24 protein-coding genes and 1 pseudogene are annotated in these 25907 nt (G+C 69.9%); 11 read left to right on the top strand and 14 right to left on the bottom strand.

The window, feature by feature from the left end:
* Positions 1 to 25: 25 nt before the first annotated feature.
* The gene (locus AC4D12_RS02255) at positions 26 to 640 is read left to right on the top strand and encodes a TetR/AcrR family transcriptional regulator (protein ID WP_490948156.1); all 615 of its coding nucleotides are present in this window, start codon (positions 26 to 28) and stop codon (positions 638 to 640) included.
* A 95-nt stretch (positions 641 to 735) separates the two neighbouring features.
* Here the strand turns inward: AC4D12_RS02255 and AC4D12_RS02250 are convergent, their stop codons facing one another.
* Genes AC4D12_RS02250 through AC4D12_RS02240 form a run of 3 tightly spaced genes read right to left on the bottom strand, consistent with a single transcriptional unit; the run spans position 736 to position 3356 of the window.
* The gene (locus tag AC4D12_RS02250; protein ID WP_490948155.1) at positions 736 to 1734 is read right to left on the bottom strand and encodes an ABC transporter ATP-binding protein; all 999 of its coding nucleotides are present in this window, start codon (positions 1732 to 1734) and stop codon (positions 736 to 738) included.
* A gap of 1 nt (position 1735) precedes the next feature.
* The gene (locus AC4D12_RS02245; RefSeq protein WP_490948154.1) at positions 1736 to 2560 is read right to left on the bottom strand and encodes an ABC transporter permease; all 825 of its coding nucleotides are present in this window, start codon (positions 2558 to 2560) and stop codon (positions 1736 to 1738) included.
* Position 2561: 1 nt separating this feature from the next.
* A complete protein-coding gene (locus AC4D12_RS02240; RefSeq protein WP_490948153.1) occupies positions 2562 to 3356 on the bottom strand; it encodes an ABC transporter permease in 795 nt (264 codons plus the stop codon).
* A gap of 331 nt (positions 3357 to 3687) precedes the next feature.
* On the opposite strand from AC4D12_RS02240, the pseudogene AC4D12_RS02235 reads away from it, so the two are divergent.
* Both AC4D12_RS02235 and AC4D12_RS02230 read left to right on the top strand, forming a co-directional pair.
* Positions 3688 to 3822: pseudogene (locus tag AC4D12_RS02235) on the top strand (type IV toxin-antitoxin system AbiEi family antitoxin domain-containing protein); the annotation flags it as partial.
* Between the two features lie 318 nt (positions 3823 to 4140).
* Positions 4141 to 4500, top strand: coding sequence for a DUF559 domain-containing protein (locus tag AC4D12_RS02230; protein WP_490948786.1), 360 nt, complete (start codon positions 4141 to 4143; stop codon positions 4498 to 4500).
* 221 nt (positions 4501 to 4721) lie between these two features.
* On the opposite strand, the gene paaZ is transcribed toward AC4D12_RS02230, so the two are convergent.
* The 4 genes from paaZ to AC4D12_RS02210 are packed head-to-tail and all read right to left on the bottom strand — an operon-like array spanning position 4722 to position 9683.
* A complete protein-coding gene (gene paaZ, locus AC4D12_RS02225; RefSeq protein WP_490948152.1) occupies positions 4722 to 6809 on the bottom strand; it encodes a phenylacetic acid degradation bifunctional protein PaaZ in 2088 nt (695 codons plus the stop codon).
* Positions 6806 to 7738, bottom strand: a complete 933-nt coding sequence (locus tag AC4D12_RS02220) for a 3-hydroxyacyl-CoA dehydrogenase family protein (RefSeq protein WP_490948151.1) — start codon at positions 7736 to 7738, stop codon at positions 6806 to 6808. Before AC4D12_RS02220 ends, paaZ begins: the two co-directional genes overlap by 4 nt.
* Positions 7735 to 8475 (bottom strand): enoyl-CoA hydratase/isomerase family protein, encoded by a 741-nt coding sequence (locus AC4D12_RS02215; protein WP_490948150.1) that lies wholly within the window; start codon positions 8473 to 8475, stop codon positions 7735 to 7737. The genes AC4D12_RS02220 and AC4D12_RS02215 overlap by 4 nt, the downstream gene beginning before the upstream one ends.
* Positions 8475 to 9683 carry a thiolase family protein gene (locus AC4D12_RS02210; protein WP_490948149.1) on the bottom strand — a complete coding sequence of 403 codons (1209 nt, stop codon included), beginning with the start codon at positions 9681 to 9683 and terminating at the stop codon, positions 8475 to 8477. The genes AC4D12_RS02215 and AC4D12_RS02210 overlap by 1 nt, the downstream gene beginning before the upstream one ends.
* A gap of 185 nt (positions 9684 to 9868) precedes the next feature.
* On the opposite strand from AC4D12_RS02210, the gene AC4D12_RS02205 reads away from it, so the two are divergent.
* Complete coding sequence (locus AC4D12_RS02205) at positions 9869 to 12070, top strand: S9 family peptidase (RefSeq protein ID WP_490948148.1); 2202 nt, start codon at positions 9869 to 9871, stop codon at positions 12068 to 12070.
* On the opposite strand, the gene AC4D12_RS02200 is transcribed toward AC4D12_RS02205, so the two are convergent.
* The 5 genes from AC4D12_RS02200 to AC4D12_RS02180 are packed head-to-tail and all read right to left on the bottom strand — an operon-like array spanning position 12001 to position 17775.
* On the bottom strand, positions 12001 to 13080 hold the full coding sequence (locus AC4D12_RS02200; protein WP_490948147.1) for a LacI family DNA-binding transcriptional regulator: 1080 nt from the start codon (positions 13078 to 13080) through the stop codon (positions 12001 to 12003). The two genes, AC4D12_RS02205 and AC4D12_RS02200, sit on opposite strands and share 70 nt — an antisense overlap.
* Positions 13080 to 14585 carry a GH1 family beta-glucosidase gene (locus tag AC4D12_RS02195; protein WP_490948146.1) on the bottom strand — a complete coding sequence of 502 codons (1506 nt, stop codon included), beginning with the start codon at positions 14583 to 14585 and terminating at the stop codon, positions 13080 to 13082. The genes AC4D12_RS02200 and AC4D12_RS02195 overlap by 1 nt, the downstream gene beginning before the upstream one ends.
* On the bottom strand, positions 14582 to 15496 hold the full coding sequence (locus tag AC4D12_RS02190) for a carbohydrate ABC transporter permease (RefSeq protein ID WP_490948145.1): 915 nt from the start codon (positions 15494 to 15496) through the stop codon (positions 14582 to 14584). Before AC4D12_RS02190 ends, AC4D12_RS02195 begins: the two co-directional genes overlap by 4 nt.
* Positions 15493 to 16479: a carbohydrate ABC transporter permease gene (locus AC4D12_RS02185; protein WP_490948144.1), complete on the bottom strand. Its 987-nt coding sequence runs from the start codon at positions 16477 to 16479 to the stop codon at positions 15493 to 15495. The genes AC4D12_RS02190 and AC4D12_RS02185 overlap by 4 nt, the downstream gene beginning before the upstream one ends.
* A 3-nt stretch (positions 16480 to 16482) precedes the next feature.
* Positions 16483 to 17775, bottom strand: a complete 1293-nt coding sequence (locus tag AC4D12_RS02180; protein WP_490948143.1) for an ABC transporter substrate-binding protein — start codon at positions 17773 to 17775, stop codon at positions 16483 to 16485.
* A 479-nt stretch (positions 17776 to 18254) separates the two neighbouring features.
* On the opposite strand from AC4D12_RS02180, the gene AC4D12_RS02175 reads away from it, so the two are divergent.
* Positions 18255 to 18686: a PaaI family thioesterase gene (locus tag AC4D12_RS02175; protein ID WP_490948142.1), complete on the top strand. Its 432-nt coding sequence runs from the start codon at positions 18255 to 18257 to the stop codon at positions 18684 to 18686.
* A complete protein-coding gene (locus AC4D12_RS02170) occupies positions 18683 to 19540 on the top strand; it encodes an SGNH/GDSL hydrolase family protein (RefSeq protein ID WP_490948141.1) in 858 nt (285 codons plus the stop codon). Before AC4D12_RS02175 ends, AC4D12_RS02170 begins: the two co-directional genes overlap by 4 nt.
* Before the next feature lie 136 nt (positions 19541 to 19676).
* Here the strand turns inward: AC4D12_RS02170 and AC4D12_RS02165 are convergent, their stop codons facing one another.
* Entirely contained in the window at positions 19677 to 20447 is a 771-nt protein-coding gene (locus AC4D12_RS02165) for a tyrosine-protein phosphatase (RefSeq protein ID WP_490948140.1), read from the bottom strand.
* Between the two features lie 72 nt (positions 20448 to 20519).
* Here AC4D12_RS02165 and AC4D12_RS02160 point away from each other — a divergent pair, with 72 nt between their 5' ends.
* Genes AC4D12_RS02160 through AC4D12_RS02150 form a run of 3 tightly spaced genes read left to right on the top strand, consistent with a single transcriptional unit; the run spans position 20520 to position 23530 of the window.
* Complete coding sequence (locus AC4D12_RS02160) at positions 20520 to 21473, top strand: 1,4-dihydroxy-2-naphthoyl-CoA synthase (RefSeq protein ID WP_490948139.1); 954 nt, start codon at positions 20520 to 20522, stop codon at positions 21471 to 21473.
* A gap of 7 nt (positions 21474 to 21480) precedes the next feature.
* Entirely contained in the window at positions 21481 to 22611 is a 1131-nt protein-coding gene (locus tag AC4D12_RS02155; RefSeq protein WP_490948138.1) for an AMP-binding protein, read from the top strand.
* Positions 22612 to 22645: 34 nt separating this feature from the next.
* Positions 22646 to 23530, top strand: a complete 885-nt coding sequence (locus tag AC4D12_RS02150) for a 1,4-dihydroxy-2-naphthoate polyprenyltransferase (protein WP_490948137.1) — start codon at positions 22646 to 22648, stop codon at positions 23528 to 23530.
* Positions 23531 to 23560: 30 nt separating this feature from the next.
* On the opposite strand, the gene AC4D12_RS02145 is transcribed toward AC4D12_RS02150, so the two are convergent.
* Positions 23561 to 23866 (bottom strand): DUF4229 domain-containing protein, encoded by a 306-nt coding sequence (locus AC4D12_RS02145; RefSeq protein ID WP_490948136.1) that lies wholly within the window; start codon positions 23864 to 23866, stop codon positions 23561 to 23563.
* A gap of 30 nt (positions 23867 to 23896) precedes the next feature.
* Here AC4D12_RS02145 and AC4D12_RS02140 point away from each other — a divergent pair, with 30 nt between their 5' ends.
* Together AC4D12_RS02140 and AC4D12_RS02135 are read left to right on the top strand one after the other, a co-directional pair.
* Complete coding sequence (locus AC4D12_RS02140) at positions 23897 to 24343, top strand: PLD nuclease N-terminal domain-containing protein (RefSeq protein WP_490948135.1); 447 nt, start codon at positions 23897 to 23899, stop codon at positions 24341 to 24343.
* A 648-nt stretch (positions 24344 to 24991) separates the two neighbouring features.
* Positions 24992 to 25834 (top strand): sugar phosphate isomerase/epimerase family protein, encoded by an 843-nt coding sequence (locus AC4D12_RS02135; RefSeq protein ID WP_490948134.1) that lies wholly within the window; start codon positions 24992 to 24994, stop codon positions 25832 to 25834.
* The last annotated feature ends 73 nt before the right edge of the window (positions 25835 to 25907 follow it).

Here is a 25907-nt window from a genome sequence, read left to right as displayed (position 1 = left end):
CGAACGGTCGTGCAAAAATGACGGCATGACCGCCGCGGGAGGATCCCCGATCACGACCGCCCGCAGGGGCCGACCGGGCTACGACCAGCAGTCGGTCCTGACCGCCGCCGTGGCCGCCTTCAACCGGCACGGATACGAGGCCACCTCCATGGGGATGCTGGCCGAGGACCTCGGCATCAGCAAGTCCGCCATCTACCACCATGTCCCGTCCAAGGGCGACCTCCTGCGGCTCGCGCTCGACCAGGCGCTCGGCGGCCTCGAGGCCGTGGTGCAGGACGCCCGCGCGAGCACCGGCGCAGCCGACGCCCGCCTCGAGTTCGTACTGCGCGGCACCATCGCCGTGCTCATCGACCGTCTGCCCTTCGTGACCCTGCTCCTGCGGCTGCGGGGGAACACCGAGGTGGAGCGGGAGGCGCTGGAGCGGCGCCGCACCTTCGACCGCCGCGTGGCGGACCTCGTGGACGCCGCCCGCCGGGAAGGCTCCCTCCGCAGCGACATCGATCCGAGGACCACCACCCGGCTCATCTTCGGGACGATCAACTCGATCGTCGAGTGGTACCGCCCCGGTGGGCCGCTGACCCCGGACACCCTGGCCGACGACATCATCGTCATGGTGTTCGACGGCCTGCACCGGCGCTGACCCGCCGCGTCAGCGCTCTCGCGAGCCGCGCCGTCGTCCGCGGAGCCCCGCCTCCCGCCGTCGGGCGCGAGGTTGACCCGCCGTCGTTCACGGCGCTACTCCGCGCCGTCGTCGGGTACGGGCTGAGCCGTGCCGTACAGCCGCCGCACCAACTGCTCGATGTCCGGCTCCTGCAGCGAGAGGTCGGCCACCTCCGCGGTGGTCGAGATCGCGGCCAGCAGCGCGGCCGCGCTGACGCGGCGTGGATCGAAGGCGATGCTGTGGCGCACGCCCTGGGCCTCGACACCGACGTGGCGGGCGCCGTCGGGCAGAAGGAGCAGCCGCGCGTCGACCACGGGTTCGGCGAGGTCCACCATCATGGTGCGGGTGCCGCCGTCGAGCCCCGCGAGCTCCGTGAGGGCGCCGTCGAACACGAGTGCGCCGTCGTCGACCACCAGCACGCGGCGGCAGAGGCGCTGGATGTCGCTCATGTCGTGCGTGGTGAGCAGCAGCGTGGTGCCGTGCTCGCGGCGCTCCACGTCGAGGAAGTGGCGGAGGCTCTCCTTGCTGATCATGTCGAGTCCGATGGTGGGCTCGTCGAGGATCACGAGTCCCGGCCGGTGGAGCAGGGCCGCGACCACCTCGCCGCGCATGCGCTGCCCCAGCGAGAGCTGACGTACCGGGGTGGTGAGGAAGCCGCCGAGGTCCATGCGTTCCACGAGCTCGTCGAACCGCGGGGACCAGTCCGTCCTCGGTAGCCGGTGCATGGCGGCGAGGATCGGGTAGGAGTCCTGCAGCGGCAGGTCCCACCAGAGCTGGGAGCGCTGGCCGAACACCACGCCGATGCGCCGGGCGAGGGCGCGGCGATCGGGCACGGGGTCGAGCCCGCACACGCGGACCGTGCCCGAGCTGGGCACGAGGATGCCCGTGAGCATCTTGATCGTCGTCGACTTGCCCGCGCCGTTCGCCCCGATGTACCCGACGGCCTCGCCCGGCTCGACCGTCACGGTGATGTCGCGCACGGCGTGCATCACGCGCCGTCGGCGCCGGAACCGGCCCGCGGACTCCATCACGTCGAAACTGCGGCTCAGCTGCTCCGCCTCGATGATCGCCATGTCAGCCCCCTGCTCCGGTGTACTTGCGGATCGCTGCGCGCCACAGCAGCAGCATGGCGCCCGAGAGCAGGATCGCGGCAGGCACGTTCAGCCATCCCGTCCAGGCGGGGATGGCGGCCGAACCCTCGACGCCGAGGATCACGAGGCTCGGGGCGTAGGCCACGAGCGTCGCCGGGATGACGAACGTGAAGAGGATCTGCATGGGCAGGAACAGCGCCGCCCCGGGCATCGTGGAGACGTACCGGCCGCCGTAGGTGAACGCGTTGGCGAACTGCCGTCCGTCCAGCAACCAGAACTGCATGGCCCCGGCGCCCAGGAAGAGCGCGCAGAAGATCACGGCGCCGGCCACCGGCGTGACGACCATCAGCAGCACGGTGGCCGGGCTCCAGTCGATGTCCGTGAGCACCAGGGCGACGACGAGGGCGGCCACCGCGAACAGGGCCCGCCCCACGCGCCGCAACTGCAGGTCCATGGTCATGAGCTGCAGCAGCACGGGCACCGGGCGGACGAGCAGCACCTCGAGCTTGCCCGTCCTGATGGCCTCGGCCATCGAGTCCGTCTCCCCCATGACGAGGTCCGCGATGGCGAAGGAGAGCGAGGCGAGGCCGAACACGAGCAGCGTCTGCGCGAAGGTCATTCCCCCGAACGCCGGGACGTTGCTCACGATCACGTACAGCTCCACGAATTCGGTGAGCCCGAGCACCACCTGCCCCACGAGGTCCGTCACGAAGCTGCCGCGGTAGGCGAGCTGCGAGCGCAACCGCGAGCCGACCAGCATGCGCACGAGAGCCGCCGTGCTCACGGGCCGGCTGTCGGCGTCGAGCACCTCACCCACCCTGCACCACCAACTTGGACGCGCCACGGCGCACCATGACGTGCGCAAGGGCCACGAGCGCGCCGAGCCACAGGACCTGCACGACGACGAGGCCCACGCTCTCCGCGCCGACGGTCCGGCCCGCAAGGATGTCCGCCGGAGTCTGCAGCATCGAGGGGAACGGGGTGGCACGCGCCAGGTCGGCCAGCCAGGCGGGGAACCACGAGATCGGGACGAGGAACCCGCTGAGGAGGTTCATCAGCACCATGTACAGCATCCAGAACCCGCGGATCTCGACGAGCCAGAACGCGAGCAGGTTCACGATGAAGAAGCCCATGAACGTCAGCGAGAACGCCGCGAGGATCGAGACGGCGGCGAGGAGGTACGGGCCCGCCGTCGTCGGCAGTGACAGTCCGGTCACCAGCGCCCCGACGACCAGGGGCGGGATGCCGCGCGGCAGCAGGTCGAAGGCGGCGCGACCCAGGTCCTGCGACCAGTACGAGCCCACGAGGCTCACCGACCGCGTGAGGTCGATCGCGATGTCGCCGGTCCTGACCCGCCGCGAGAGCTCGGTGTTGCCGAAGAGCCCGAGGGGGCCGAGCAGCGCCTGCCCGATCCACACGTAGGTCGCGGCCTCGACCGCCGAGTAGCCCCCGATGCTCCCGCCCGCCGTCGCGATGGCGCTGAGGAGGAGGGAGGCCCGGATCAGGCCGAAGATGGAGTTGGTGAAGGCTCCTGCGAAGGCCGCGAGGCGGTAGGTGGAATAGCGCCGGAAGGACGATGCCGTCAACTCCCAGTACGCGCGCACCGGCCCGAGTCTAGTACCAGGCGCGGGGGCGTCGTCGTCGTGCGATTGGGCCCGCCGTCGTGCCGTCCGCCCCGGCCGACGTCGGTGCCGTAGTGCCGTAGCGCCGCCCGCCCATCCCACATCGCGCGCCGCTCGCTCGGCTGCGCCCTCCCGGATACCGCCACGCCGCCAGACAGCCCGCGCCGACGTCGGATCCTCCCAGTTCACGTGCCGCTGAAGTGGGAATGCTCACGCATTCCCTTTCGACGACGCCTTGCTGTGGGAGGAAGCCTTGTCCACATAGCTCGCACTCCCGCGAAGACCCTGGTTTCGGCACACGAAGCTCTTACCCATGGATGTGAAGCAGTACCTCGATCAACACGGCGGCATCGGTCGAGCCCGTGACATGGCAACCGCGGGTGTATCGGAAGCCGCACGTGCACGCGCGGTCAGGAAAGGCGTCGTCACTCGGCCGGCGCGCGGGATCTACGCGCTGCCGGGTCACGACGGGCTTGCTCTTCGCGCCCTGTCACTCGGCGCGGACCTCGCGTGCATCAGCGCGGCACAAGCCCGCGGTCTCCGGGTCATGCGGCAGCCGAGGAAACTGCACCTCGCCGTGGACCACGGACGAGGCATTCCCGACGACGATCTGCTCATACATCGCGCGGTCCGACCGGTCTCGGACCTCAGCGTCTGTCTGCAAGCCGCTCGTTGCCTCCCCGAACTCGACAGGCTCTGCATCCTCGAGAGTGCAGTTGTCGCACGACGCGTAGCGATCGCTGATCTACGAGAACGCGCCACGTTCATGAATTCCGGAGCCCTGCGGAGGCTGCTTGCTCTGATCGATCCCCACTCGGAGTCCATCCTCGAGACCGTTGCGCGATATCACCTCCTCCGCGCAAGACATTACGTTGCGTCCCAGGTGCACCTCCCCGGCGTGGGGCGGCTGGACCTCGTGGTCGACGGTGTGCTCGGGGTAGAGGCCGACGGGCGGCAACATCACACGGACCGCCGTGAGTTCGAGGAGGATCGGCGCCGCTGGAACCTCTTGACCACCCGCGGCTACCCGGTCCTTCGCGTGACCTACGCCCTGCTCGTCAACGAGCCTGACCGGTTCCTCGTGCTGGTGGAGTCCGCCCTCGCCACACTTTCTCGCTCCCGCTGAGCTGCAGTTCACCCGCGTTGTACCGGCGCGACGAGTATGCGTGGGCTCTTCCTCCCACTTCATCAGGTCATCAACCGGGAATGCTCGAGCATGCCCACTTCAAGGGCTGATGAAGTGGGATGAGCACGTGGCCTCGTGGGAGATCCAACTTGCGCAGCAAGGTGGACGGCGCCGCCCGAGGGCGCCCGCCGCACGTTCCGGCCCCGCGCCGCCCGAAGGCGCTACTTCTGCACGAGGGTCAGGACGTCGTAGGTCGCCACGATCTCGTCGTCCTGGTTGTGCAGGACGGCGTCCCAGGCCACCTCGCCGTACTCGTCCGTCTCGCGCGGCGTGATGCGCTTCGCCGTCAGTGTCACGCGAATCGAATCACCGGCCGCGACCGGCGTGATGAAGCGCAGATTCTCCAGGCCGTAGTTGGCGAGGACGGGCCCCGGCTCGGGGTCGACGAACAGGCCCGCACCCCAGGAGAGCAGTAGGTAGCCGTGCGCCACGATCCCTGGGAAGAACGGGTTCGCGGCGGCGGCTTCCTCGTCGGTGTGCGCGTAGAACGTGTCCCCCGTGGTCTCGGCGAACGCGCTGATGTCCTCGAGCGTCACCTGGCGCAGCTCGGAGCGGACGGCGTCCCCGATGCGGAGCGTCGCGAGGTCCTTGCGGAACGGGTGGACGTCGTCGAACCGGCGGTCCGCGCCCGTGTGCCACTCGCCGGTGATGCTGGTGAGCATGTTCGGGGAACCCTGCACGGCGGTGCGCTGCATGTGGTGCAGCACGGAGCGCATGCCGCCGAGCTCCTCGCCGCCGCCCGCGCGGCCCGGTCCGCCGTGGACGAGGTGTGGCACGGGCGAGCCATGGCCGGTCGACGAGCGGGCGTCCTCGCGGTTGAGGATCAGCACGCGGCCGTGGTGCGCGGCGATACCGAGGACCAGTTCCTGCGCGACGGCGGGATCGTTGGTGCAGACCGTCGCGACGAGGGATCCGGCCCCGAGGGCGGCGAGCCGGATGGCGTGCTGGACGTCGTCGTACCCGATGACGGATGCGACGGGACCGAAGGCCTCGACCGAGTGCAGCGCCCCGGCCTCGACGTCCTTCCAGGTCAGCAGGACCGGTTCCATGAACGCCCCGCCCGGCGCCTTGCCGGACGTGTTGTCGCCGAGGACGACGTCGGGCGCGTCCAGCGACCCGAACGCGACGGACGCGCCACCGGCGATCAGCTCGCGTACCGACTCCTGCACGCCCTCGAGCTGCGCGAGGGAGGCCAGCGCCCCCATCGTGACACCCTCGGCCCGAGGGTCACCGAGCGTCACGCGCGTGCGGATGCGCTCCCCCGCAGCCGCGACGACGTCGTCGACCAGTGCCTCGGGAACGATCGACCGGCGGATGCTCGTGCACTTCTGGCCCGCCTTGACCGTCATCTCGGTGACGAGGGACTTCACGAAGGCGTCGAACTCGGGGGTGCCGGGCACGGCGTCGGGCCCGAGGATCGCGGCGTTGAGGGAGTCGGTCTCGCAGGTGAAGCGGACGCCGCCGCGGGCGATGGACTCGTGTGCCTTCAGGTGGTTGGCGGTCGAGGCCGAGCCGGTGAAGGACACGAGGTCGCGGTAGTCGAGGTGGTCGAGGATGTCCCGGGCGGGGCCGGAGATGAGCTGCAGGGCACCCTCGGGGAGGATCGCCGAGCCGACGATGAGCTTCACGACGGCGGCGGTCAGGAAGCCGGTGGGCGTGGCGGGCTTCACGATGGTCGGGACGCCGGCGAGGAACGCGGGTGCGAGCTTCTCGAGCATGCCCCAGACGGGGAAGTTGAACGCGTTGATCTGCACGGCGACGCCGGGGATCCGGGTGTGGATGTGCGTGCCGAGGAACGAGCCGTCCTTCGACAGCACCTCCGGCGGCCCGTCGACGATCACGTGGGAGTTCGGCAGCTCGCGGCGCCCCTTCGACCCGAACGTGAAGAGCACGCCGATGCCGCCGTCGATGTCCACCATCGAGTCGATCCGCGTGGCGCCGGTCGTGGCCGACAGCTCGTACAGAGGGTCGCGGTGTGCGTTCAGGTACTGCGCGAGCTCCTTGAGCTTGAGCGCGCGCTCGTGGAAGGTGAAGCGTCCCAGCGCGGCCTGTCCTGTGGTGCGCGCGAACGCGACGGCCGCCGCGGTGTCCATGCCCGCGGTGCTCACGATCGCGAGTTCCTCCCCCGTGCTGGCGTCGCGGACAATGGTGCCGTCCGCGTCCGCGGCTGCGCGCTCGGGTGTCCACCAGGCGTCCTCGAGGAAGCTGGGGACGACGTCGATCTGTACTCGTTCCGGGGCGGTTGTCATGTCCGCTCGCCTTTCACTGGTGCTGCAGGATGCGTGGTGGGGCCGGGGCCGGTCGCGGGCGCGGAGGGTTCCGCCCAGTCGAAGAAGCCTCGCCCGGACTTCCGGCCGAGCTCTCCCCGGGCCACCTTCTCGCGGAGCACGGCCGGCGGCTCGAAGCGCTCCCCGAGCGTGGATGCGAGGTAGTCGGCGATGCCGAGGCGGACGTCGAGGCCCACGAGGTCCGTGGTGCGTAGGGGCCCCACCGGGTGCTTGTAACCGAGGACCATGGCGGCGTCGATGTCCTCGGCGCTCGCCACGCCCTCCTCGAGCATGCGCATCGCCTCGAGCGCGATCGCGACGCCGAGCCGGGAGCTTGCGAAGCCGGGCGAGTCACGCACGACGACGGGCGTCTTGCCGAGCGCGGCCACCCACGACCGCGCGGCCGCGTGGAGCTCGTCCGACGTCCGCGACCCGAAGACCACCTCGATGAGCGTGGACGTCGGCACCGGGTTGAAGAAGTGCAGGCCGCAGAACCGCTCGGGGCGCTGAAGCACGTCCGCGAGCGCGTCGACGGAGAGGGAGGAGGTGTTGGTGGCGAGCCAGGCGTCGGCGTCGAGCACGTCCTCCACCGCGCGCAGTGCCCGGCCCTTGAGGGCGGCGTCCTCGGGCACGGCCTCCACCACCAGGCCGCAGGGCGCGAAGGCCGCGTAGTCGGTGGACGCCCGCACGCGCGCCGCGAGGTCTGCGGCCGGAACCGCCGTCGTCCCCCGCTCGACGCTCCGGGTGAGCGCCTGACGGACGCGCGCGAGCCCGGCGTCTGCCGCGGCGTCGTCCCGCTCGACGACGACGACGTCGGCGCCCGCGAGCACGAAGGCGTGCGCGATCCCGGCGCCCATGCGGCCGCCGCCGAGGACGCCGACCGTCTGAGGAACGGCGAGGGACGTGGTCATGAGCCCTTCTTCCGGTCCAGGAAGCGCTGCATGCGCTCGAACTTGGCGTCGGACTCGAACAGGATGGCCTGCGCGAGCTGGTCGATCATGGGATGCGACTCGCGCGGGGCGTGGAACACGCTCTTCGTGATGCGCGTGGCCAGGGGATCCTGCCGCCCGATGCGGTCGGCGAGATCGTGCGCGGCCTGCAGGAGGTCTGCGGGCTCGTGGAGAGCGGTGACGAGCCTCGCCTCCAGCGCCTCCTCGGCGGTGAGGATGCGCCCGGCGAGCAGGATCTCCTTCGCGAGGGGCTCCCCCACGAGTTCCTTGAGCCGCCACGTGGCGCCGGCGGCCGGGAGGATACCGAGACCGGTCTCCGGGTTGCCGATCCTCAGGCGAGGCGTCCCGATCCGGAAGTCCGCCGCGAACGCGAGCTCCGCGCCGCCGCCGAGGGCGTAGCCGTCGAGCGCGGCGATCACCGGCAGCGGCAGGGCGGCGATGCGCGTGAAGAGGGTCGAGTTGATCCCGGCGAGCGCGTCGTCGCGGCGGCGCTCGCGCAGCTCGGCGATGTCGGCCCCCGACGCGAAGACGCCCGTGGACCCGATGAGGATCAGCGTGCGCGGCGACTGTTCGAGGTCGGCGCACACGGCGTGCAGCTCGTCCACCATCTGCCGGTCGATGGCGTTGCGCACCTCGGGGCGGTGGAGTTCGACGACGAGCCTGTCGGGCCCCTCGGTCAGCAGCAGGGCCGCGGGCATCAGAGGGCCTCGAGGAGCATCGCGGTGCCCTGCCCCACGCCCACGCACATGGTGGCCAGGCCCAGCCGACGCGCGGGTCCGCCGAGTTCGCGTTCCATGCGTCCGAGCAGCGTGACGGCGATGCGCGCGCCCGAGGAGCCGAGGGGATGACCGAGGGCGATCGCCCCGCCGTCGCGGTTCACGACGCCCTCGTCGAGGCCGAGCCTCCTGATACACGCGAGTGCCTGGGTGGCGAAGGCCTCGTTGAGTTCGACGGCGCCGAGGTCACCGATGCCGAGGCCCGTCCGGTCGAGGATCTTCTGCGTGGCGGGGACCGGGCCGATGCCCATGATCTCCGGCGGCACCCCGGCGGAGGCGCCGTCGACGATGCGTGCCCGCGGTGTCAGCCCGTACCGCTCCAGGGCCGCCTCGGAGGCGACGATCACCGCGGAGGCGCCGTCGTTGAGGGAACTGGAGTTGCCGGCGGTGACGACGCCGTCGGGCCGCACCACCGGCCGGAGCCTCCCGAGCACCTCGAGCGTGGTGTCGGCGCGCGGGCCCTCGTCGGTGTAGACCGAGAAGGAGGTCTTCCCGCGGCTCACCTGCACCGGCACGATCTCGTCGTCGAACCGTCCGTCCCGGATGGCGGCGAGCGCCCGCTCGTGGGACCGCAGCGCGAAGGCGTCGGCGTCGTCGCGCGTGATGCCGTCCTGCGAGGCGAGCTCCTCGGCCGTCTCGGGCATCGAGTACGTGGTCTTGTCCCGCGCCGCGAGGGCCGGGTTGGTGAAGCGCCAGCCGATCGAGGTGTCGAACACGGCGCCCGGCTTGGCGAACGCCTTGTCCGGCTTCTCCATGACCCAGGGTGCGCGGCTCATGGACTCCACACCGCCGGCGATCACGACGTCCGCCGCTCCGGCCTTGACCATGTGGGAGGCCATGATGATGGCCGAGAGCCCGGAGGCGCAGAGGCGGTTGACGGTGATGCCCGGCACGGTGTCCGGGAAGCCCGCGAGTAGGGACGCCAGGCGCGCGACGTTGCGGTTCTCCTCGCCCGCTCCGTTCGCGTTGCCGAGGATCACCTCGTCGACGACGGCGGGATCGAGGCCCGCGCGCCCGGTCACGGCGGTGAGGACGAGCGCCGCGAGGTCGTCCGGTCGCACGCTCGAGATCGCTCCGCCGTAGCGACCGACCGGTGTGCGGACGCCGCCCACCAGGAATGCCTCGGCCATGGTCGTCCCCTCGTCGAAAGTGGTGCGGCCTCGCCCAGTGGGCACGAATTACCGAACGCTCGTTCTGTAAAGACCGCCTCCAGAATTGCACGCCCCTCCTACGCGGTCAACCGAGCCCGATCCCTGATTCCCGCGTGCTGACGGCCGTCCGGTGGGTCGGGGATCCCGGTGGCAAGATGGGAACCATGACCGCTCACGACGCGCCCGACGCCGCTCGCCTACCCGTTCCCCCGCCCGCGAAGAAGGTGCCCTTCGAGCGGACCCACCACGGCGACACGTTCGTGGACGAGTACGAGTGGATGCGTGAGAAGGAGAGCCCCGAGCTCGCCGCCCACCTCGAGCGCGAGAACGCCTACACCGATGCCGTCACCCGCCACCAGGAACCGCTGCGCGAGGCGATCTTCACCGAGATCAAGGACCGCACGCAGGAGACCGACCTGTCCGTCCCCGCCCGCAAGAGGGGCTGGTGGTACTACTCGCGGACGGAGGAGGGCAAGCAGTACGGGATCCAGTGCCGCGTCGCCGCGACCGACACCGGGAACCTGGATCGCGACTGGACACCGCCCGAGGTGGTGCCCGGGCAGCCCGTGGAGGGTGAGCAGATCATGCTCGACGGCAACGTCCTCGCCGAGGGCAAGCCCTTCTTCTCTCTGGGCGGCCTGTCCGTCACGGAGGACGGCACGCTGCTCGCGTACTGCGAGGACAACGCCGGCGACGAGCGCTTCACGCTCCGCATCAAGGACCTCACCACCGGCGACCTGCTCCCCGACGAAGTGCCCGACGTCTTCTACGGGCTCGCCTTCTCCCCCGATGGCACGCGCGTTTACTACACGGTCGTCGACGACTCGTGGCGGCCCTACCAGGTCCGCGTCCACACGCTCGGCACCCCCGTGGCGGACGACGACGTCGTGTACCAGGAGGACGACGTCGCCATGTGGACGGGCTTCGAGATCTCCGCGGACCGCACGCAGCTCCTCGTCAGCATCGGCTGCTCGGAGTACAGCGAGACCCGCGTCCTCGACCTCGCCTCGCCCGCGGACGGTCTGACGACGCTCATCTCCCGCGACGAGCGCATCCTGTACGACGCCGAGCCGGTCACGATCGACGGCATGCGCCACTACCTCCTCACCCACGACCGCGACGCGAAGAACTCGATGGTGAGCCTCGTGGCGGCCGCCGAGTTCGCCCGGCCCCTCGCCGAGCAGCAGTGGATCACCGTGATCCCGCACGACGACGCCGTCCGCGTCAACGGCATCGCCATCACGCGCACGCACCTGATCCTCTCGGTCCGCAAGGACACCATCGAGCGCGTGCAGGTGCTCCCGCTCGCCGGTCTCGGGACGCCGGACCAGGCACTGCCCTCCGAGCCCGACTTCGACGAGGAGCTCTTCACGAGCAACCTCTCCAACGCGGAGTTCGACTCCCCGATCATCCGGCTCTCCTACGCCTCCTACCTGACGCCCCCGCGCGTGTACGACTACGTGCTCGGGGACGGCTCGCTCGAACTGCGCAAGGAGACGGAGGTTCGTGGCGGCTACGACCCGGCCGCGTACGTCGCCGAGCGGCAGTGGGCTCCGGCGGCCGACGGCACGCTGGTCCCGTTGTCCGTGGTCCGGCGCGCCGACCTCCGGCAGGACGGCGCCAACCCTGCCGTGGTCTACGCCTACGGCAGCTACGAGGTGAGCATGGACCCGGCGTTCTCGATCGCGCGGCTCTCCCTGCTGGACCGCGGCATCGTGTTCGTCACGGCCCACATCCGCGGCGGCGGCGAGATGGGCAGGAGCTGGTACGACCAGGGCAAGAAGCTGGCGAAGAAGAACACGTTCACGGACTTCGTCGACGCCACCGACCACCTCGTCGCGTCGGGCTGGGTGGACACGGGGCGGGTCGCCGCCATGGGCGGGTCCGCAGGGGGGCTCCTCATGGGGGCGGTGGCCAACCTCGCTCCGGAGAAGTACCGCGCGATCGTGGCGCAGGTGCCCTTCGTGGACGCCCTCACCACCATCCTCGACCCGGAGCTCCCGCTGTCCGCGCTCGAGTGGGAGGAGTGGGGCAACCCGATCACGGACCCCGAGGTGTACCGCTACATGAAGGAGTACACCCCCTACGAGAACGTCCGCGCCGTCGCGTACCCGCGGATCGCCGCCGTCACGAGCTACAACGACACCCGGGTGCTCTACGTGGAACCGGCGAAGTGGGTCGCGAAGCTGCGGGAGACGACCACGGGCACGGAGCCGATCGTCCTGAAGACCGAGATGGACGGCGGCCACGGCGGGGCCAGCGGCCGGTACTCCCGCTGGCGGGACGTCGCGTGGGACTACGCGTTCGCGGCCGACGCCGTGGGCGCGACAGAGGTGCTCGCCCGCTCCACCAGCTCGGTCGAGTAGATCACGGGCTCCGGGTGCGAGCCCGGGGCCTCGATCTCCTCGAGGAGCATGGAGCCGGCCTTCACGGCCATCTCGACCATGGGCTGCGTGATGGTGGTCAGCGGCGTCGCGGCGGTGGCGCCGACGGCGTGGTTGTCGTACCCGATCACCGCGACGTCCCCGGGAACGTTGCGCCCGGACGCCTTCACGGCCTCGATCACACCGAGCGCCATGAGGTCCGAGGCCGCGAAGATGCCGTCGATCCCCGGGTGGTCGGCGAGGAGGTTCCGCGCTGCTGCCGCGGCTCCCTCCGTGGTGAAGTCCGCGTGGACCACGGGACCGTCGGGGATCCCGGCCTCGGCCAGACCTGCCCGCCAGCCCGCCAGGCGGTCGACGGCCGCGGTCATGTCCGCCGGACCGGCGACCGTCGCGAGGCGCCGCCGGCCGATCTGGGCGAGGTGCCGTGCCGCGAGCCGGCCGCCGCCTTCGTTGTCGGTGTCCACATAGGTGACCTGCGACGTCGTGTCCCACGGGCGCCCGATGAAGATGGTGGGGAGCCCGGTCTGCGCGAGAGACCTTGTCCAGGAATCGGCCTCGTGGTGCGAGACCACGATCGCCCCGTCCACGTGCCCGCCGCGCAGGTAGCGCAGGGTCCGCGCGGAGTCGTCGTCGGCCCTCGACATCAGCAGCACCAGCTGCACGTCGGTGTCCCTGAGCGCCTCCGTGATGCCGGTGATCACCACCGCGAAGAAGGGATCCATCATGACGCGGACGTCCGGCTCGGGGATCACCAGGGCGATCGAGGACGTCCGCCGCGTCACGAGGCTGCGCGCCGCCCGGTTCGGGATGTACCCGAGTTCGAGGACGGCGCGGTCCACCGCCGCCTGCGCCTCCGGGCTGACGCGGTCCCCCCCGTTGATCGCGCGCGACGCCGTGGAGCGCGACACCCCGGCCGCGAGCGCGAGATGCTCGAGCGTCGGGCTCGGCCGGGCCGCGACGTGCCGCAGCGACCGGGGCGGAGAAGCGCTCATCACACCGACAATACGACACCCGCCCTTCCGGCATCCGTGGGCGCGGTGCCGTCGGAGGTGCCGGTCGCTGCGCCGTCGACGGGCGCACCGGTCACCGTGTTGGTGGCCGCGAGCTGTGCGTACCAGAGGGCGCTCGCCTTCGGCGTGCGCTGCTGTGTCGCGTAGTCCACCCGTACCAGGCCGAAGCGCTGGTGGTAGCCCCAGGCCCACTCGAAATTGTCCATGAGGGACCACGCCAGGTAGCCGCGCAGGTCCACGCCGTCGTCGAGCGCGTCCCTCATGGCCCGCACGTGGGCGTCGAAGAAGCCCAGGCGGTCCTGGTCGTCCACGAAGCCGTCGTCGTCGGCCCGGTCGTTGTAGGCGGCGCCGTTCTCGGTGACGTAGATCGGGATGCCCGCGGGCCCGGTGTACTCGTCCTGCAGCCGGTTGAGCAGGCGGCGGAGGCCGTCCGGCTGCACCTCCCAGTCCATGGCGGTGACGGGCAGGCCGCGCGGCACGGACCGGACGCCGTGCGCTGCGACGTACGGCGAGGACACCGGACGCTCGAGCGGCGCGTGCCCCTCCTGCGGTGCGGCCTCGTCCGAGGGCGTCGTGGTGACGGCCTCGCCGTGGTAGTAGTTCACGCCGAGCACGTCGAGCGGCGTGGCGATGATCTCGAGGTCGCCCTGCAGGATGTGGTCCTCGAGGCCTAGGTGGGCGACGTCCGCGAGGACGTCCGCCGGGTAGGCCCCGCGCAGCACCGGATCGAGGAAGATCCGGTTGAACTGCCCGTCGATGCGACGCGCGGCGTCGCGGTCCGCCTCACTCGTGGGATCCAGGGGATCCGGCACGGTCAGGTTGAGGGTGATGCCCAGCGTGGCGTCGGCGTCGCGGCGGCGCAGTTCCTGCGTCGCGAGACCGTGCCCGAGCAGCAGGTGGTGCGCCGCCGCGAGTGCCGCCGTCGGCTCCTGGCGCCCGGGAGCGTGCACGCCGGCTGCGTAGCCGAGGAAGGCCGCGCACCAGGGCTCGTTCAGCGTGGTCCAGATGCGCACGCGGTCCCCGAGGGCCTCGTGCATCACGGCCGCGTAGTCCGCGAACCGGTACGCGGTGTCGCGGTTGGTCCAGCCGCCCTTGTCCTCCAGGGCCTGCGGGAGGTCCCAGTGGTAGAGGGTCAGCCACGGCGTGATCCCGGCCTCGAGGAGCTTGTCCACGAGTCGCGAGTAGAACCGGATGCCCTCGACGTTCGGGGTCACCCCGTCCGGCATGCAGCGTGACCACGAGGTGGAGAAGCGGTACGCCTGGAGGTTGAGGCTCTTCATGAGCTCGACGTCCTCGCCGAACCGGTGGTAGTGGTCGCATGCCACGTCGCCGTTGTGGGCGTCCGCCACGGCGCCCGGCACGCGGGAGAAGGTGTCCCAGATGGACGGCCCCCTGCCGCCCTCGCGGGCCGCGCCCTCGATCTGGTAGGCGGCCGTGGCCGCTCCCCAGAGGAAGCCCTCGGGGAAGGTGATGTCGGTGGTACTCATCCTTTGACTGCTCCTTGCATGATGCCTGCCACGAGTTGGCGGCCCGCAACGGCGAAGAGGAGCAGCAGCGGGATGGTGGACAGCACGGCCCCGGCGAGCACGATCGAGTAATCGACGAAGTGCGCCGCCTGGAGCAGCTGAAGTGCCACCGGCAGGGTGGGGTTGGACGGATCCAGCACGATGAACGGCCAGAAGAAGTTGGTCCACGTCGCGACGAACGTGAACAGGGCGAGCATAGCGGCGGCCGGCCGCGCGGCGGGAAGCCCCACGTACCAGAAGGCCTGAATCATCGACGCGCCGTCGATCCGCACGGCCTCGATCAGTTCGTCGGGCAGGGCATCGCGCAGGTACTGGGTCATCCAGAAGACCCCGAAGGCCGTGACGACGCCGGGGATGATCACGGCCCATAGCGACCCGGTCCAGCCGAGCTTCGCCATCACGATGAACAGGGGGACCACGCCGAGCTGCGTGGGCACCGCCATCGTGGCGATGACGAAGACCAGCAGGGCCTTGCTGCCGCGGAAGCGGAGCTTGGCGAAGGCGAACCCGGCCAGGGTGGAGAAGAGGACCACCGAGGCGGCCGTGACCGTCGAGACGATGATGCTGTTGGAGAGTGCCTTCCAGAAAGGGATGCTGTCCAGCACCGTGGCGGCGTTGGCGAAGAAGTTGCCACCGGGCGTCAGCGGGACCCCCTGGCTGATCACCGAGCTGTCGTGGCTGCCGACGAGGAAGGACCACCAGAGCGGGAACGCGGAGCCGAGGATCACAGCACCGAGGAAACCGTAGGTGAGGAACCCGGGCCGGCGCATGGTGCCACCGGGGGCCCCGCGGCGCCGGGTACCCACCCCGCGCTGGGCTGCGCGGGCGGCCCCCTTACCCGCGGTCTGCTCGATCATGGGGATGGAGCTCACTTGCGACCTCCCTGGGTGGCGATGCGGCGGGTGATGAGGAAGTTGGCCATCGCGATGAGGACGATGATCAGGAACAGCAGCCAGGCCACGGCCGAAGCCCTACCGAAGTTGCGCTGGCCCCAGCCGAGCTCCCAGATGTACATGGTGAGTGTCTGCCACTGACGGTCGGCTCCACCGAGACCGGCCTGGTCGAACACGCGCGCCTCGTCGAAGACCTGGAGGCCACCGATCGTCGCGGTGATCACCACGAAGATGATGGTGGGGCGGAGCATCGGGACGGTTACCGAGAAGAACTGGCGGAGGCGTCCGGCGCCGTCGATGGTCGCAGCCTCGTAGACGTCCCTGGGGATGGCCTGCATGGCTGCGAGGAAGATCAGCGCGTTGTAGCCCGTCCAGCGGAAGTTCACCATGGTGGCGATCGCCGTGTGACTCGCGAACGAGTCGGCGTGCCAGCGGACCGGGTCCAGCCCTATTCCCGACAACAGCTCGTTGACCAGGCCTGCCTGATCAGCGAACAGGTTGTTGAAGATCAACCCGACGGCCACGGGGGCCACCACGAACGGTACGAGGACGCCCATCCGCCAGAAAGTCCTGGCCCGGAGGTTCGCATCCAGCACCGCCGCGATGGCGATGGCGAGGACGACCTGCGGGACGGACGAGAGGAGGAAGATGCTGAACGTATTGCCTACCGCGTTCCAGAAGAACGGCTGCGCGAGCACGAACTCGTAGTTCTCCAGTCCGGTGAACTTGCCCTGGCCACCGATGAGGTTCCAGGAGTGGAGCGAGACCCACGCCGTGTAGATCAGCGGGAAGAGCCCGGTGACGGCGAAGAGGACGAAGAACGGCGAGATGTAGAGATACGGAGACAGCTTGACGTCCCACTTGGACACCTTCTGGGAGAAGGCGACCCGCTTCACGCTCTTCTCGTGCGATGAGCGCTGCTTCGTGGGGGGTGGGGTATGGACCCGGTCCGTGACGGCCATCGGCTACAGAGCGCCTACTGCGGTGACGAACTTCTCCCAGGAGGAGTCGGGATCATCGGTCTGGTCGACGTCGACACGGGTCAGAGCCTGCTGCATCGCGTCATTGATCGCGAAGTACTTGGGGCCCTTGAACGGGGTGACCTCGATGGCGTTGGCCCGGTTGGCGAGGATCTCACCGGTCGGCGCGTCGTTGAAGAACGCGTTCGTCTGACCCTGCAGTACGTCGCTGTCCAGCGCCTCGACCTGGCTCGGGAAGGTGCCCTTGGACTCGAAGGCCTTGATCTGCTGCTCGGGAGCCGTGAGCCACTCGGCCAGCTTCTTGGCCTCGGCCTGGTTCTCACCCTGAGTAGGAACGGTCAGGTAGGACCCGCCCCAGTTGCCGCCGCCGCCGGGGAAGACATCAGCGATGTCCCAGCCCTCGACGCCTTCGGCGTTGCCCTCGATGACGCCGAGCATCCAGCCCGGGCAGAGCTTCGTCGCGAACGCGTCGGACTGGAAGCTCGCTACCCAGTCGTCCTCCCACTGCGTGAGGTGTGCGGAGAGTCCGTCCTCAACGGAGGCCTGCAGGACCTGCTCGTAGATGTCCTTGACCTCGGGGTTGTCCGTCGCCATGACGGTGCCGTCGTCCTCCTCATAGGCGTTCTGGACCTGGTTGATCATGCCCTGGTACGTGGCTCCCGCGGAGTCGAACCAGGCCACTCCGTCGCTGGCAGCGACGAATTCCTTGCCCTGGTCGAAGTAGTTCTGCCAATCGCCCTCGAGCATGTCCGCGACGGCTTCGCGGTCGCTGGGAAGCCCTGCCTTCTCGAAGAGGTCCGCCCGGTAGCAGACGCCCTGGGGCCCCGCGTCGGTGCCGTAACCGATGAGGGAGCCGTCCTCGGTGGTGGCGGCGGCGGTCTTGAAATCCAGCCACCGGCCCTCGACGGCGGGGTCGGTCAGGTCGGCGAACTGATCAGGGTACTCGAGCAGCTCGGGCAGCCAGTCGACCTCGATGCCCTCGATGTCCGAGAGGCCGGAGCCGGCAGCGAGCCTCGTGGTGAGGTTGTCGCGGGCCTCGTTGGAAGTCGCGGCCTTCTTGTGCTCGATGGTGACGTTGGGGTTGAGCTCCTCGTATTCGGTGAAGAGGTCCTCGTAGCCGAACTCGTTGAACGTTCCGACAGACAGGGTGACGTCCGCGGTGCCGGTCTCACCTTCGACGCCGGCATTGTCCGATCCGCCGGATCCGCAGGCGGAGAGGGTCAGCGCCAGGCAGGCGGCCGCGGCGGAAAGTGCTGTGATACGTGCTGATTTCTGCACGATGACTCCTTTGTCAGCTGGGTGCCCGCCACCGTGTGGGGCGGGTGAAGGTTCCGGAGCCACCGCTGAGGGTGACCATCGCCGGACGAACGGGTGTGGAACCGGGGGAATGAGGGCGGCACGGACGCCGGAGGGCGCGGCGGGCCACCGCTGAACGGGATACGGACGAAAGCAGACCCTTCGAATGATCTGTTCGGTGGGAGCGCTCTCACGCCGTCGAACCAGAGTTACTGTGACGCGCGCCACTGTCAAGTGGGAGCGCTTCCACGCCATTGCCAGGGAGACCTCATTCCTGCATCGCCCCATGTCAGGGGCTCGTACCTGTCGACCGCCGTGATCGGATCGTTATCTTCCACGCCGTCGTCGGAGGGGTGGACGCCGCCGCTAGAGTGACCTGGATACGCCCGAGATCCGCCTTCCGGCCCGAACCCAGGGACCAACGCACCCCCAGCGGTGCGACGATACGAGGAGCAAGCGCCATGACCGCCGACCAGCCGATCCCCTGGACCATCACCCTCGGCGAGCTCGACGAGAAGATGGGCGTGAAGATCCTCGAGCAGTCCGTCGAGCGGGTCGTCGCCACCATGCCGGTGGAGGGCAACCGGCAGTCGTTCGGGCTGCTCCACGGCGGCGCCTCCCTCGCCGTCGGGGAAGCCGTGGGGTCCTGGGCCGCGGTGATCCATGCGTCCACTCTCGGCAGGACCGCCGTGGGGGTCGACGTCTCGGCGACCCATCACAGGAGCGCGCGGGACGGGGTCATCACCATCACGGCGACACCGCTGCATCTCGGCCGGACGCTCACCACGCACGAGGTGCTCATCACCTCCGAGGACGGCCGTCGGCTGTGCACGCTCCGCATCACCAATCTCCTGCTGGACAAGCCGGCGCCCACGAGTACGGTTGGCCCATGAATCCGTCGAAGCGTTCCCCCGCCCTCCGCCTCGCCGTCGTCGCCGCGGCGGCAGCGGCGGCACTGCTCGGCGGAGCGGCAGCACCCGCCGTGGCTGCTCCCAAGGCCCCCCTCTCCTACGTGGCGCTCGGTGACTCCTACGCCTCCGGGTTCGGGGCGGGCCAGTACGTGAACGCCTGCGGCCAGTCACCCCTCGGCCTGCCCGGCATCCTCGACTCGAAGAAGCAGGTGGAGCTCGTCGCGGACGCCACCTGCGCGGGGGCGACGGTCGTGACGCGGCCGGGCGACGCCATCGACCTCCCCGAGCAGGTGGCGCAGGCCAGCGCCGTCGGCGCCCTGTCGGCACGGACCGACCTCGTGACCATCTCGGCGGGCGGGAACGACGCCGGTTTCGGCCTGATCGCCGGAGCATGCATCACGCGGTCCACCGCCGTGTGCGAGCAGGTCATCGCCGGGCAGAAGGCCACCGCGCTCCCCGTCCTCGGGCGGAATCTCGACGCCCTCTACGATTCCATCGCCGCGGCCGCCCCACGGGCGGAGGTCGTGGTCACGGGCTACCCGCACCTCTTCTCCCCAGAGTTCGGCACGCCGATCATCCCCGTGGCCTCGCAGACGGCCTTCAACGCCGGAATCGACGCGGTGAACGCCGTGATCCGACACCAGGCCGAGGCGAACGGTTTCACCTACGTGGACCTCGTGCGGAAGTTCGACGGTCACGGGCTCGGTTCCCCCGACCCGTGGATCACGTTCACCGCCGGGGCGGACGACAACCTGCACCCGACCGCCGAGGGCTACCGGTCCGGCTACTTCCCCGCGGTCCGCAGCGCGGTGAACCTGGCCCAGCTCCAGCGCTAGGGCGTCGTCCACCCCGGTTCGGTCNGGGCTACCGGTCCGGCTACTTCCCCGCGGTCCGCAGCGCGGTGAACCTGGCCCAGCTCCAGCGCTAGGGCGTCGCCCAGCTTCAGCGCTAGGGCGACGCCCAGCTCCAGCGCTAGGGCGTCGTCCACCCCGGTTCGGTCAGGCGCGCTGTCAGCGCGTCAAGCTCCGCCTGCGTCAGCCCGGCGTCCAGCAGGAACTGCCGGGCGTCGAGGGTGCGGAGCAACTCCTCGAGGTGACCCTGGGCGTCGAGGAGCGTCGCAGCGAGCTCCTCGTCCGTCTTCGGCGGTTCGTGCGGCGTCTCCTGCGAGCGGTAGCGCGCGTTGATCGCCGTCACGGCCTGGGCGTAGTCCGCGGAGATCGCGGCGTCCGGGATGCCGGCCGCGCTGAGCAGCAGGGCCATGACCATGCCCGTGCGGTCCCGGCCGGCCGCACAGTGCACCACCACGCCACCCGCGGGCGCGCCGGCCACCGCGCGGGCGATGCCCGCGAAGCGCTCGGGCCAGCGTTCGAGGTTCGTCCGGTAGTACTTCGGTGTGCTGAGGTAGGGGCCGCAGAGGGCCATGAACTCCTCGTCCGACTGGTCCTCGGTGGGCAGGTTGACGTGGCTGAAACGGTCCAGCACCGCCTGCGGCACCGGGGGGTCCTCGGGCCTGCGACCGAGCTCGAAGCCGTTCCGGAGGTCGATGACGGTTCGCACGCCGTCGTCCCACGCCTGCTGCCAGCCGGCGGCCGTGACCCACTCGTGCCGGCCCATGCGGTACAGCCGCCCCGGCTGGACGCGGCCTTCGTCGTCGCCCGTCCCGCCGAGGTCACGGGCGTTCACGGCCCCGTCCCAGTCGACGGGGGCTGCGGTCGCGGCGGCGGGGCCGGGGGAAGCACTCATGGCGGCAGCGTAGCAATCTTCGCCCGACCCGCCGGCCCTCTCCGCTCCGGCGTGCGCGGCTACACTCGACGGGTGACTTCCGAGCTCCCGGCCCAGGTATCCGACCTCTTCGATCCCACCCGCTGGCGCGTGGTGACGGGCTTCGAGGACTTCACGGACCTGACCTACCACCGCGAGGTGGAGCGCGACCCCGACGGCGCCGTCCTCCGCGATCTGCCGACCGTGCGGATCGCCTTCGACCGCCCGGAGGTGCGCAACGCCTTCCGGCCCCGCACCGTGGACGAGCTGTACCGGGCCATGGATCACGCCCGGATGACCCCCGACGTCGCCACCGTGCTGCTGACCGGCAACGGCCCCAGCCCGCGCGACGGCGGACACGCCTTCTGCTCGGGAGGGGACCAGCGCATCCGGGGCCGTGACGGCTACCGGTACGCCGAGGGCGAGACCCGGGAGTCGATCGACCCCGCCCGTGCCGGGCGCCTGCACATCCTCGAGGTGCAGCGGCTGATGCGCACCATGCCGAAGGTCGTCATCGCCGTCGTCAACGGGTGGGCGGCCGGGGGTGGCCACAGCCTCCACGTGGTGGCCGACCTGACCATCGCCTCGGCGCAGCACGGGCGCTTCAAGCAGACGGACGCGACCGTGGGCAGCTTCGACGCCGGCTACGGATCGGCGCTCCTCGCGCGCCAGATCGGCCAGAAGAAGGCGCGGGAGATCTTCTTCCTCGCGCGGGAGTACTCCGCCCGGGAGATGGTGGAGATGGGCGCCGTGAACGAGGCGGTGGACCACGCCGAGCTCGAGACCACGGCCCTCGCCTATGCCGCGGACATCGCACGTCAGAGCCCCCAGGCCCTCCGCATGCTGAAATTCGCCTTCAACCTGGCCGACGACGGCCTGGCGGGCCAGCAGGTGTTCGCCGGTGAGGCCACCCGCATGGCCTACATGACGGACGAGGCGGTGGAGGGCAAGGAGGCGTTCCTGGAGAAACGCGCTCCCGACTGGTCCTCGTTCCCCTACTACTTCTAGGAGCGGCGTGGAACTGCTGCCCGTCCACACCCCCGAAGGCTTCGACCCCCTCGGACTGCTGAAGCCCCTCGCCGCCGCGCTGGCCGGTGAGGGCCCAGCCGTCGCGCCCCACGCCGATGCCGCCGCGACCTTCGCCGAGACCCTCCCCAATGACGAGATCGCGGCGGTGATCAGCACGTCGGGTTCCACGGGCACGCCGAAGCGCACCATGCTGAGCGTGGACGCCCTCGCCGCCTCGGCCATGGGCACCGCGTTCGCGCTCAGGGCCGAGGGCCAGTGGCTCCTCACCCTGCCGGTCCACTACGTCGCCGGTTTCCAGGTGCTCGTGCGCTCCCTCTTCGCGGGCACGCAGCCCTGGGTGATGGACACCTCCGCAGGCTTCACGCCCGCTGCGTTCACCGACGCCGCGGCCGAACTGACCGATCAGGTCCGCTTCACGTCCCTCGTCCCCACGCAGCTGCACCGCCTGCTCGTGGACCCCCCGCCCGAGACGCTGCGCCTCCTTCGCCGCTTCGACGCGATCCTCCTCGGTGGCGCTCCCGCAGGGGCGCCGCTCCGCGCCCTGGCACGCAGCCACGACCTGAAGATCGTCGAGACGTACGGCATGAGCGAGACCTGCGGCGGGTGCGTGTACGACGGCGTTCCGCTCGACGGCGTGGATCTCCGCTCCGAGGACGGGCGGCTGTCCATCGGCGGTTCCGTCCTCGCGGACGGGTACCTGGGGGCGCCGGAGCTGACGCGTGAGAAGTTCGTGTTCACGTCGGGGCAGCGCTGGTTCACCACCGACGACGCCGGGGAGGTCGGCGACGACGGCACGGTCACCGTGCACGGGAGGCTGGACGACGTCATCATCACCGGGGCGTTGAAGGTCTCCGCCGCCATGGTGACGGCCGTGATCGAGCAGCTCGCCGGCGTCGAGCAGGCGATGGTGCTGGGGATCAGCAGCGACGAGTGGGGCACCGCCGTGGCGGCCGCCGTCGTGGGTGACGTCGAGGCCGAGGTCATCCGCCAGGCCGTGCACGTCGAACTGGGAGCGCACGCCGTGCCCAAGGCGATCGTGACGCTCGACGCGTTCCCGCTGCTGCCCGGCGGCAAACCGGACCGCCGCACCATCCTCTCGCTCCTCGAACGCGCCTGACCGCGTCCGCTCCACCCGACCAGAAGGAACATCCGTGGCGACTGCCGCTCAGTGGCTCGAAGGAGCCCGCCCCCGCACGCTTCCCATGGCCTTCGCGCCCGTGATCATCGGAAGTGCAGCTGCCTTCGGGCTCGGATCGTTCAAGCCGCTCAACGCCGTTCTCGCGGCGCTCGTCTCCGTGCTGCTGCAGGTCGGCGTGAACTACGCGAACGACTACTCGGACGGCATCCGCGGCACGGACGACGAGCGCGTGGGCCCGCTGCGGCTCACCGGCTCGGGCGCCGCGAAGCCCGGTCAGGTCAAGGCCGCCGCCTTCGCGTGCTTCGGCCTCGCGATGCTCGCGGGTCTGGCCCTCGTGATCCTCGCGCAGTCCCTGGTGCTGATCCTCGTGGGCGTGGGCTGCATCGCCGCGGCCTGGGGGTACACCGGCGGCAAGAACCCCTACGGGTACCGCGGCCTCGGCGACGTCTTCGTGTTCGTGTTCTTCGGACTCATCGCGACCCTCGGCACCACCTTCACGCAGGCCAACGCGGTGAGTGCCGCCGCCTGGGTGGGAGCCATCTCCACGGGCCTCATCGCGACGGCCCTGCTCATGGCCAACAACGTGCGCGACATCCCGACGGACCGCGCGGTGGGCAAGAGGACGCTCGCGGTGCGCCTCGGCGACCCCGCCGCCCGCGTCACGTACGTCATGATGCTCGCGGCGGCCGTGCTGCTGCCGCTCTTCCTGAGCAACGAGTACCCGTGGGTGCTGGTGGTGCTGCTGCTCATCCCCGCCTGCCTCATGCCGAGCTGGCTGATGCTGAAGGGCAAGAAGCGCAAGAGCCTGATCCCGGTGCTGAAGCAGACCGGTCTGATCAACCTGGCGTTCAGCGTGCTGTTCGCGGCGGGCATCGTCATCAGCAGGCAGATCGCCTGACGCCTTGCGCCGACGTCGTAGGACGGCCCGTCAGGCGGACGGGTCGCGGGGCTTGCGGTCCGCGTTGACCGGCATGTTCGGGTCGAGGGCGTCCTCGGCGGCGGCGTCGTCGAGCTCCACGGCCGACCGGACGGGAGGTGCGCCGGGGGTGAAGCGACGCTGCAGGGTGGCCGCGGCGTCGTCGCGCAGCGTGCGGGCGAAGAGGTACGTGACGCACCAGGCGAGGATCGCGGCGAGCACCGCGGAGACGAAGAGCCCGATCCCCAGCAGCACGCACGCCACGTAGAACACGACGATCAACAGCAGGCGCAGTGCAGTGAATTTGAGGAAGGCCACGCTCCAAGTTTACTCGCCTACACTTGGCGCATGCCCCGCCTCCTGCTCTTCGCCGCGATCCTGGGGGTCGCCGTCATCATCTACGCACTCATCGATTGCGTCATGAGCAGGAAACACGATGTGCGGAGTATCTCGAAGACCGCGTGGTTCGTGACCATCCTGGTTCTGCCCCTCATCGGCGCGGGAATGTGGTTCCTGCTCGGCCGTCCGCGCAACGAGGGCCCGTCCGGACCGCGGCGCCCCGCTCCCCGCAAACCGACCGCGCCCGACGACGACCCCGCCTTCCTCCAGAACCTCGAGACCCAGCGCCGCCAGCAGGCGCGCGAGAAGGAACGGCGCCTCCGCGAGCAGCAGGAGAAGGCCCGCGAAGGCAAGACCGGAGACGCCGGCAAGGACTCCCCCACCGACGACGGCAAGCACGACGGCGAGGGCAACGACGACGCCGGCTCCGGCCCGGCGGGGGCGCACCGCCCCTGAGCGCAGTCCCACCGACGCACCGCCTCTGACCTCCGCACCTCGTTCGTCTCCGCGGGGTATCGCCCTGGCCTCCGCTCCCGTGGATCCACATGCCACCCCCGCCGAATCCCCGGCGTCCGGATCAGTCACCCGAGTGCCTGCCGGGCTGATTCTGCACGCACCTGACTCCCCGATCGACTGCCTGCCGTCCTGTGCGCGTCGGCGGCGCCGGGTGACCGACGGCCGCACCGTCCGCCCGTCCGCGCATCGGCTCACACTCAGTCCGGTCCGACGGTGCGGACCATGGCACGAGGCCTGCTTCGTCGCTCTGGTCGAGGAGCGCTTCCCCAAGGCATGCAACGACACGGTCGTCATGTCGATCCGAGGCCAGCTCGGCTCACGCGGTTCGTCAACTTCTGGTGACGTGGCGTTCGGTTCTCGGCGATCGGCTGGAGCCTGAGGAGGGCTGTCTTCCACTGCAGGACGAGTCATCCGCCTGTGGCTGGGCATGGCCCGAGATACGAGTGCAGAGGCGTCCATCTGCGGGCGAGCCACTAAGCCCGATGACGTTGATCCGCGCGTCGAGCCCCGAGTCCATCGGTCCACAGTTGACTGTTAACACCGTACCTCCGTAGTGTGCTTCTGGTCACGTCCGTCAGTGTGAGGTCAATGATGATGTTCCACCCCCGACTTGTGTGCTCGTCCATCAGTTTTCGACACCTGAGCCTTCCGGCTGCCCTCAGCACCATGAGGAGGCTTGGTTTCTCCACGCTGGATCTGGGTGCTCTCCCAGGCGTTTGCGATCACGTGCCCTTCGTTCTGAACGCCGAGGCGGTGGAGGGTGTCAGCTCCACCATTCGGTCCGCTGGGATGGATGTCTCGTCGATCAACGCGGACATCGGCGATCTCACAATGGTCCTCGACCCCGGAGCCGCCACACGACGCGAGGAACATCTCGACCTGCTGCTGGGGCTGGCCGTGAACGTCGATGCGCCTGCCCTGGTCCTTCCCTGCGGAGCCCAGTCTCGAGAACCGGTTGACACCCTCAGGAGAGACATGGTGCGTATGGCAGACGCGCTCGAGGAGGCTTCACGACGTGCTGCAGCTGTCGGAGTAGAGATATGGGTGGAAGCACCGCACTTCTACCGCCTGTGCTGGGACCTGGATCGGACCGTCGATCTTCTGGCGCACCTACCCGGGACCGTGGGTCTTGTCATGGATTTCAGTCACCTCGAGGCCTCGGGTGCAGATGCCGTCGAGTACGTCGAGATCTTCCGGCAGAGGATCCGTCACGTACACCTCCGGGATGCCGTCGCCGGTGATATCAATCGCAGCATCGGCAGGGGGACCGTCGACTTCGAGGCCGGCCTCAGAGCGTTGGAGGTATCCGGATACGACGGTCGCTTCTCCCTCGAACTCGAGACCCGGGACGTCATCGATGATGAGCGTCCACAGGCGACCGCGGCGGCCGCAACCTATATCTCCCAACTCCTCGGCTCCCCCGCGGCATGACTCCCGTGCCCGTTCGGGCACTTCCCCTGATCCAGCACCTGAACCCGTTCCACGACAAGCACCAGCAAGAGCA

It is taken from the genome of Arthrobacter sp. TJ-266, from assembly GCF_058269115.1.
The sequence above is the reverse complement of the archived record's forward strand: the minus strand, read 5'-3'. Positions and strand labels throughout refer to the sequence as shown.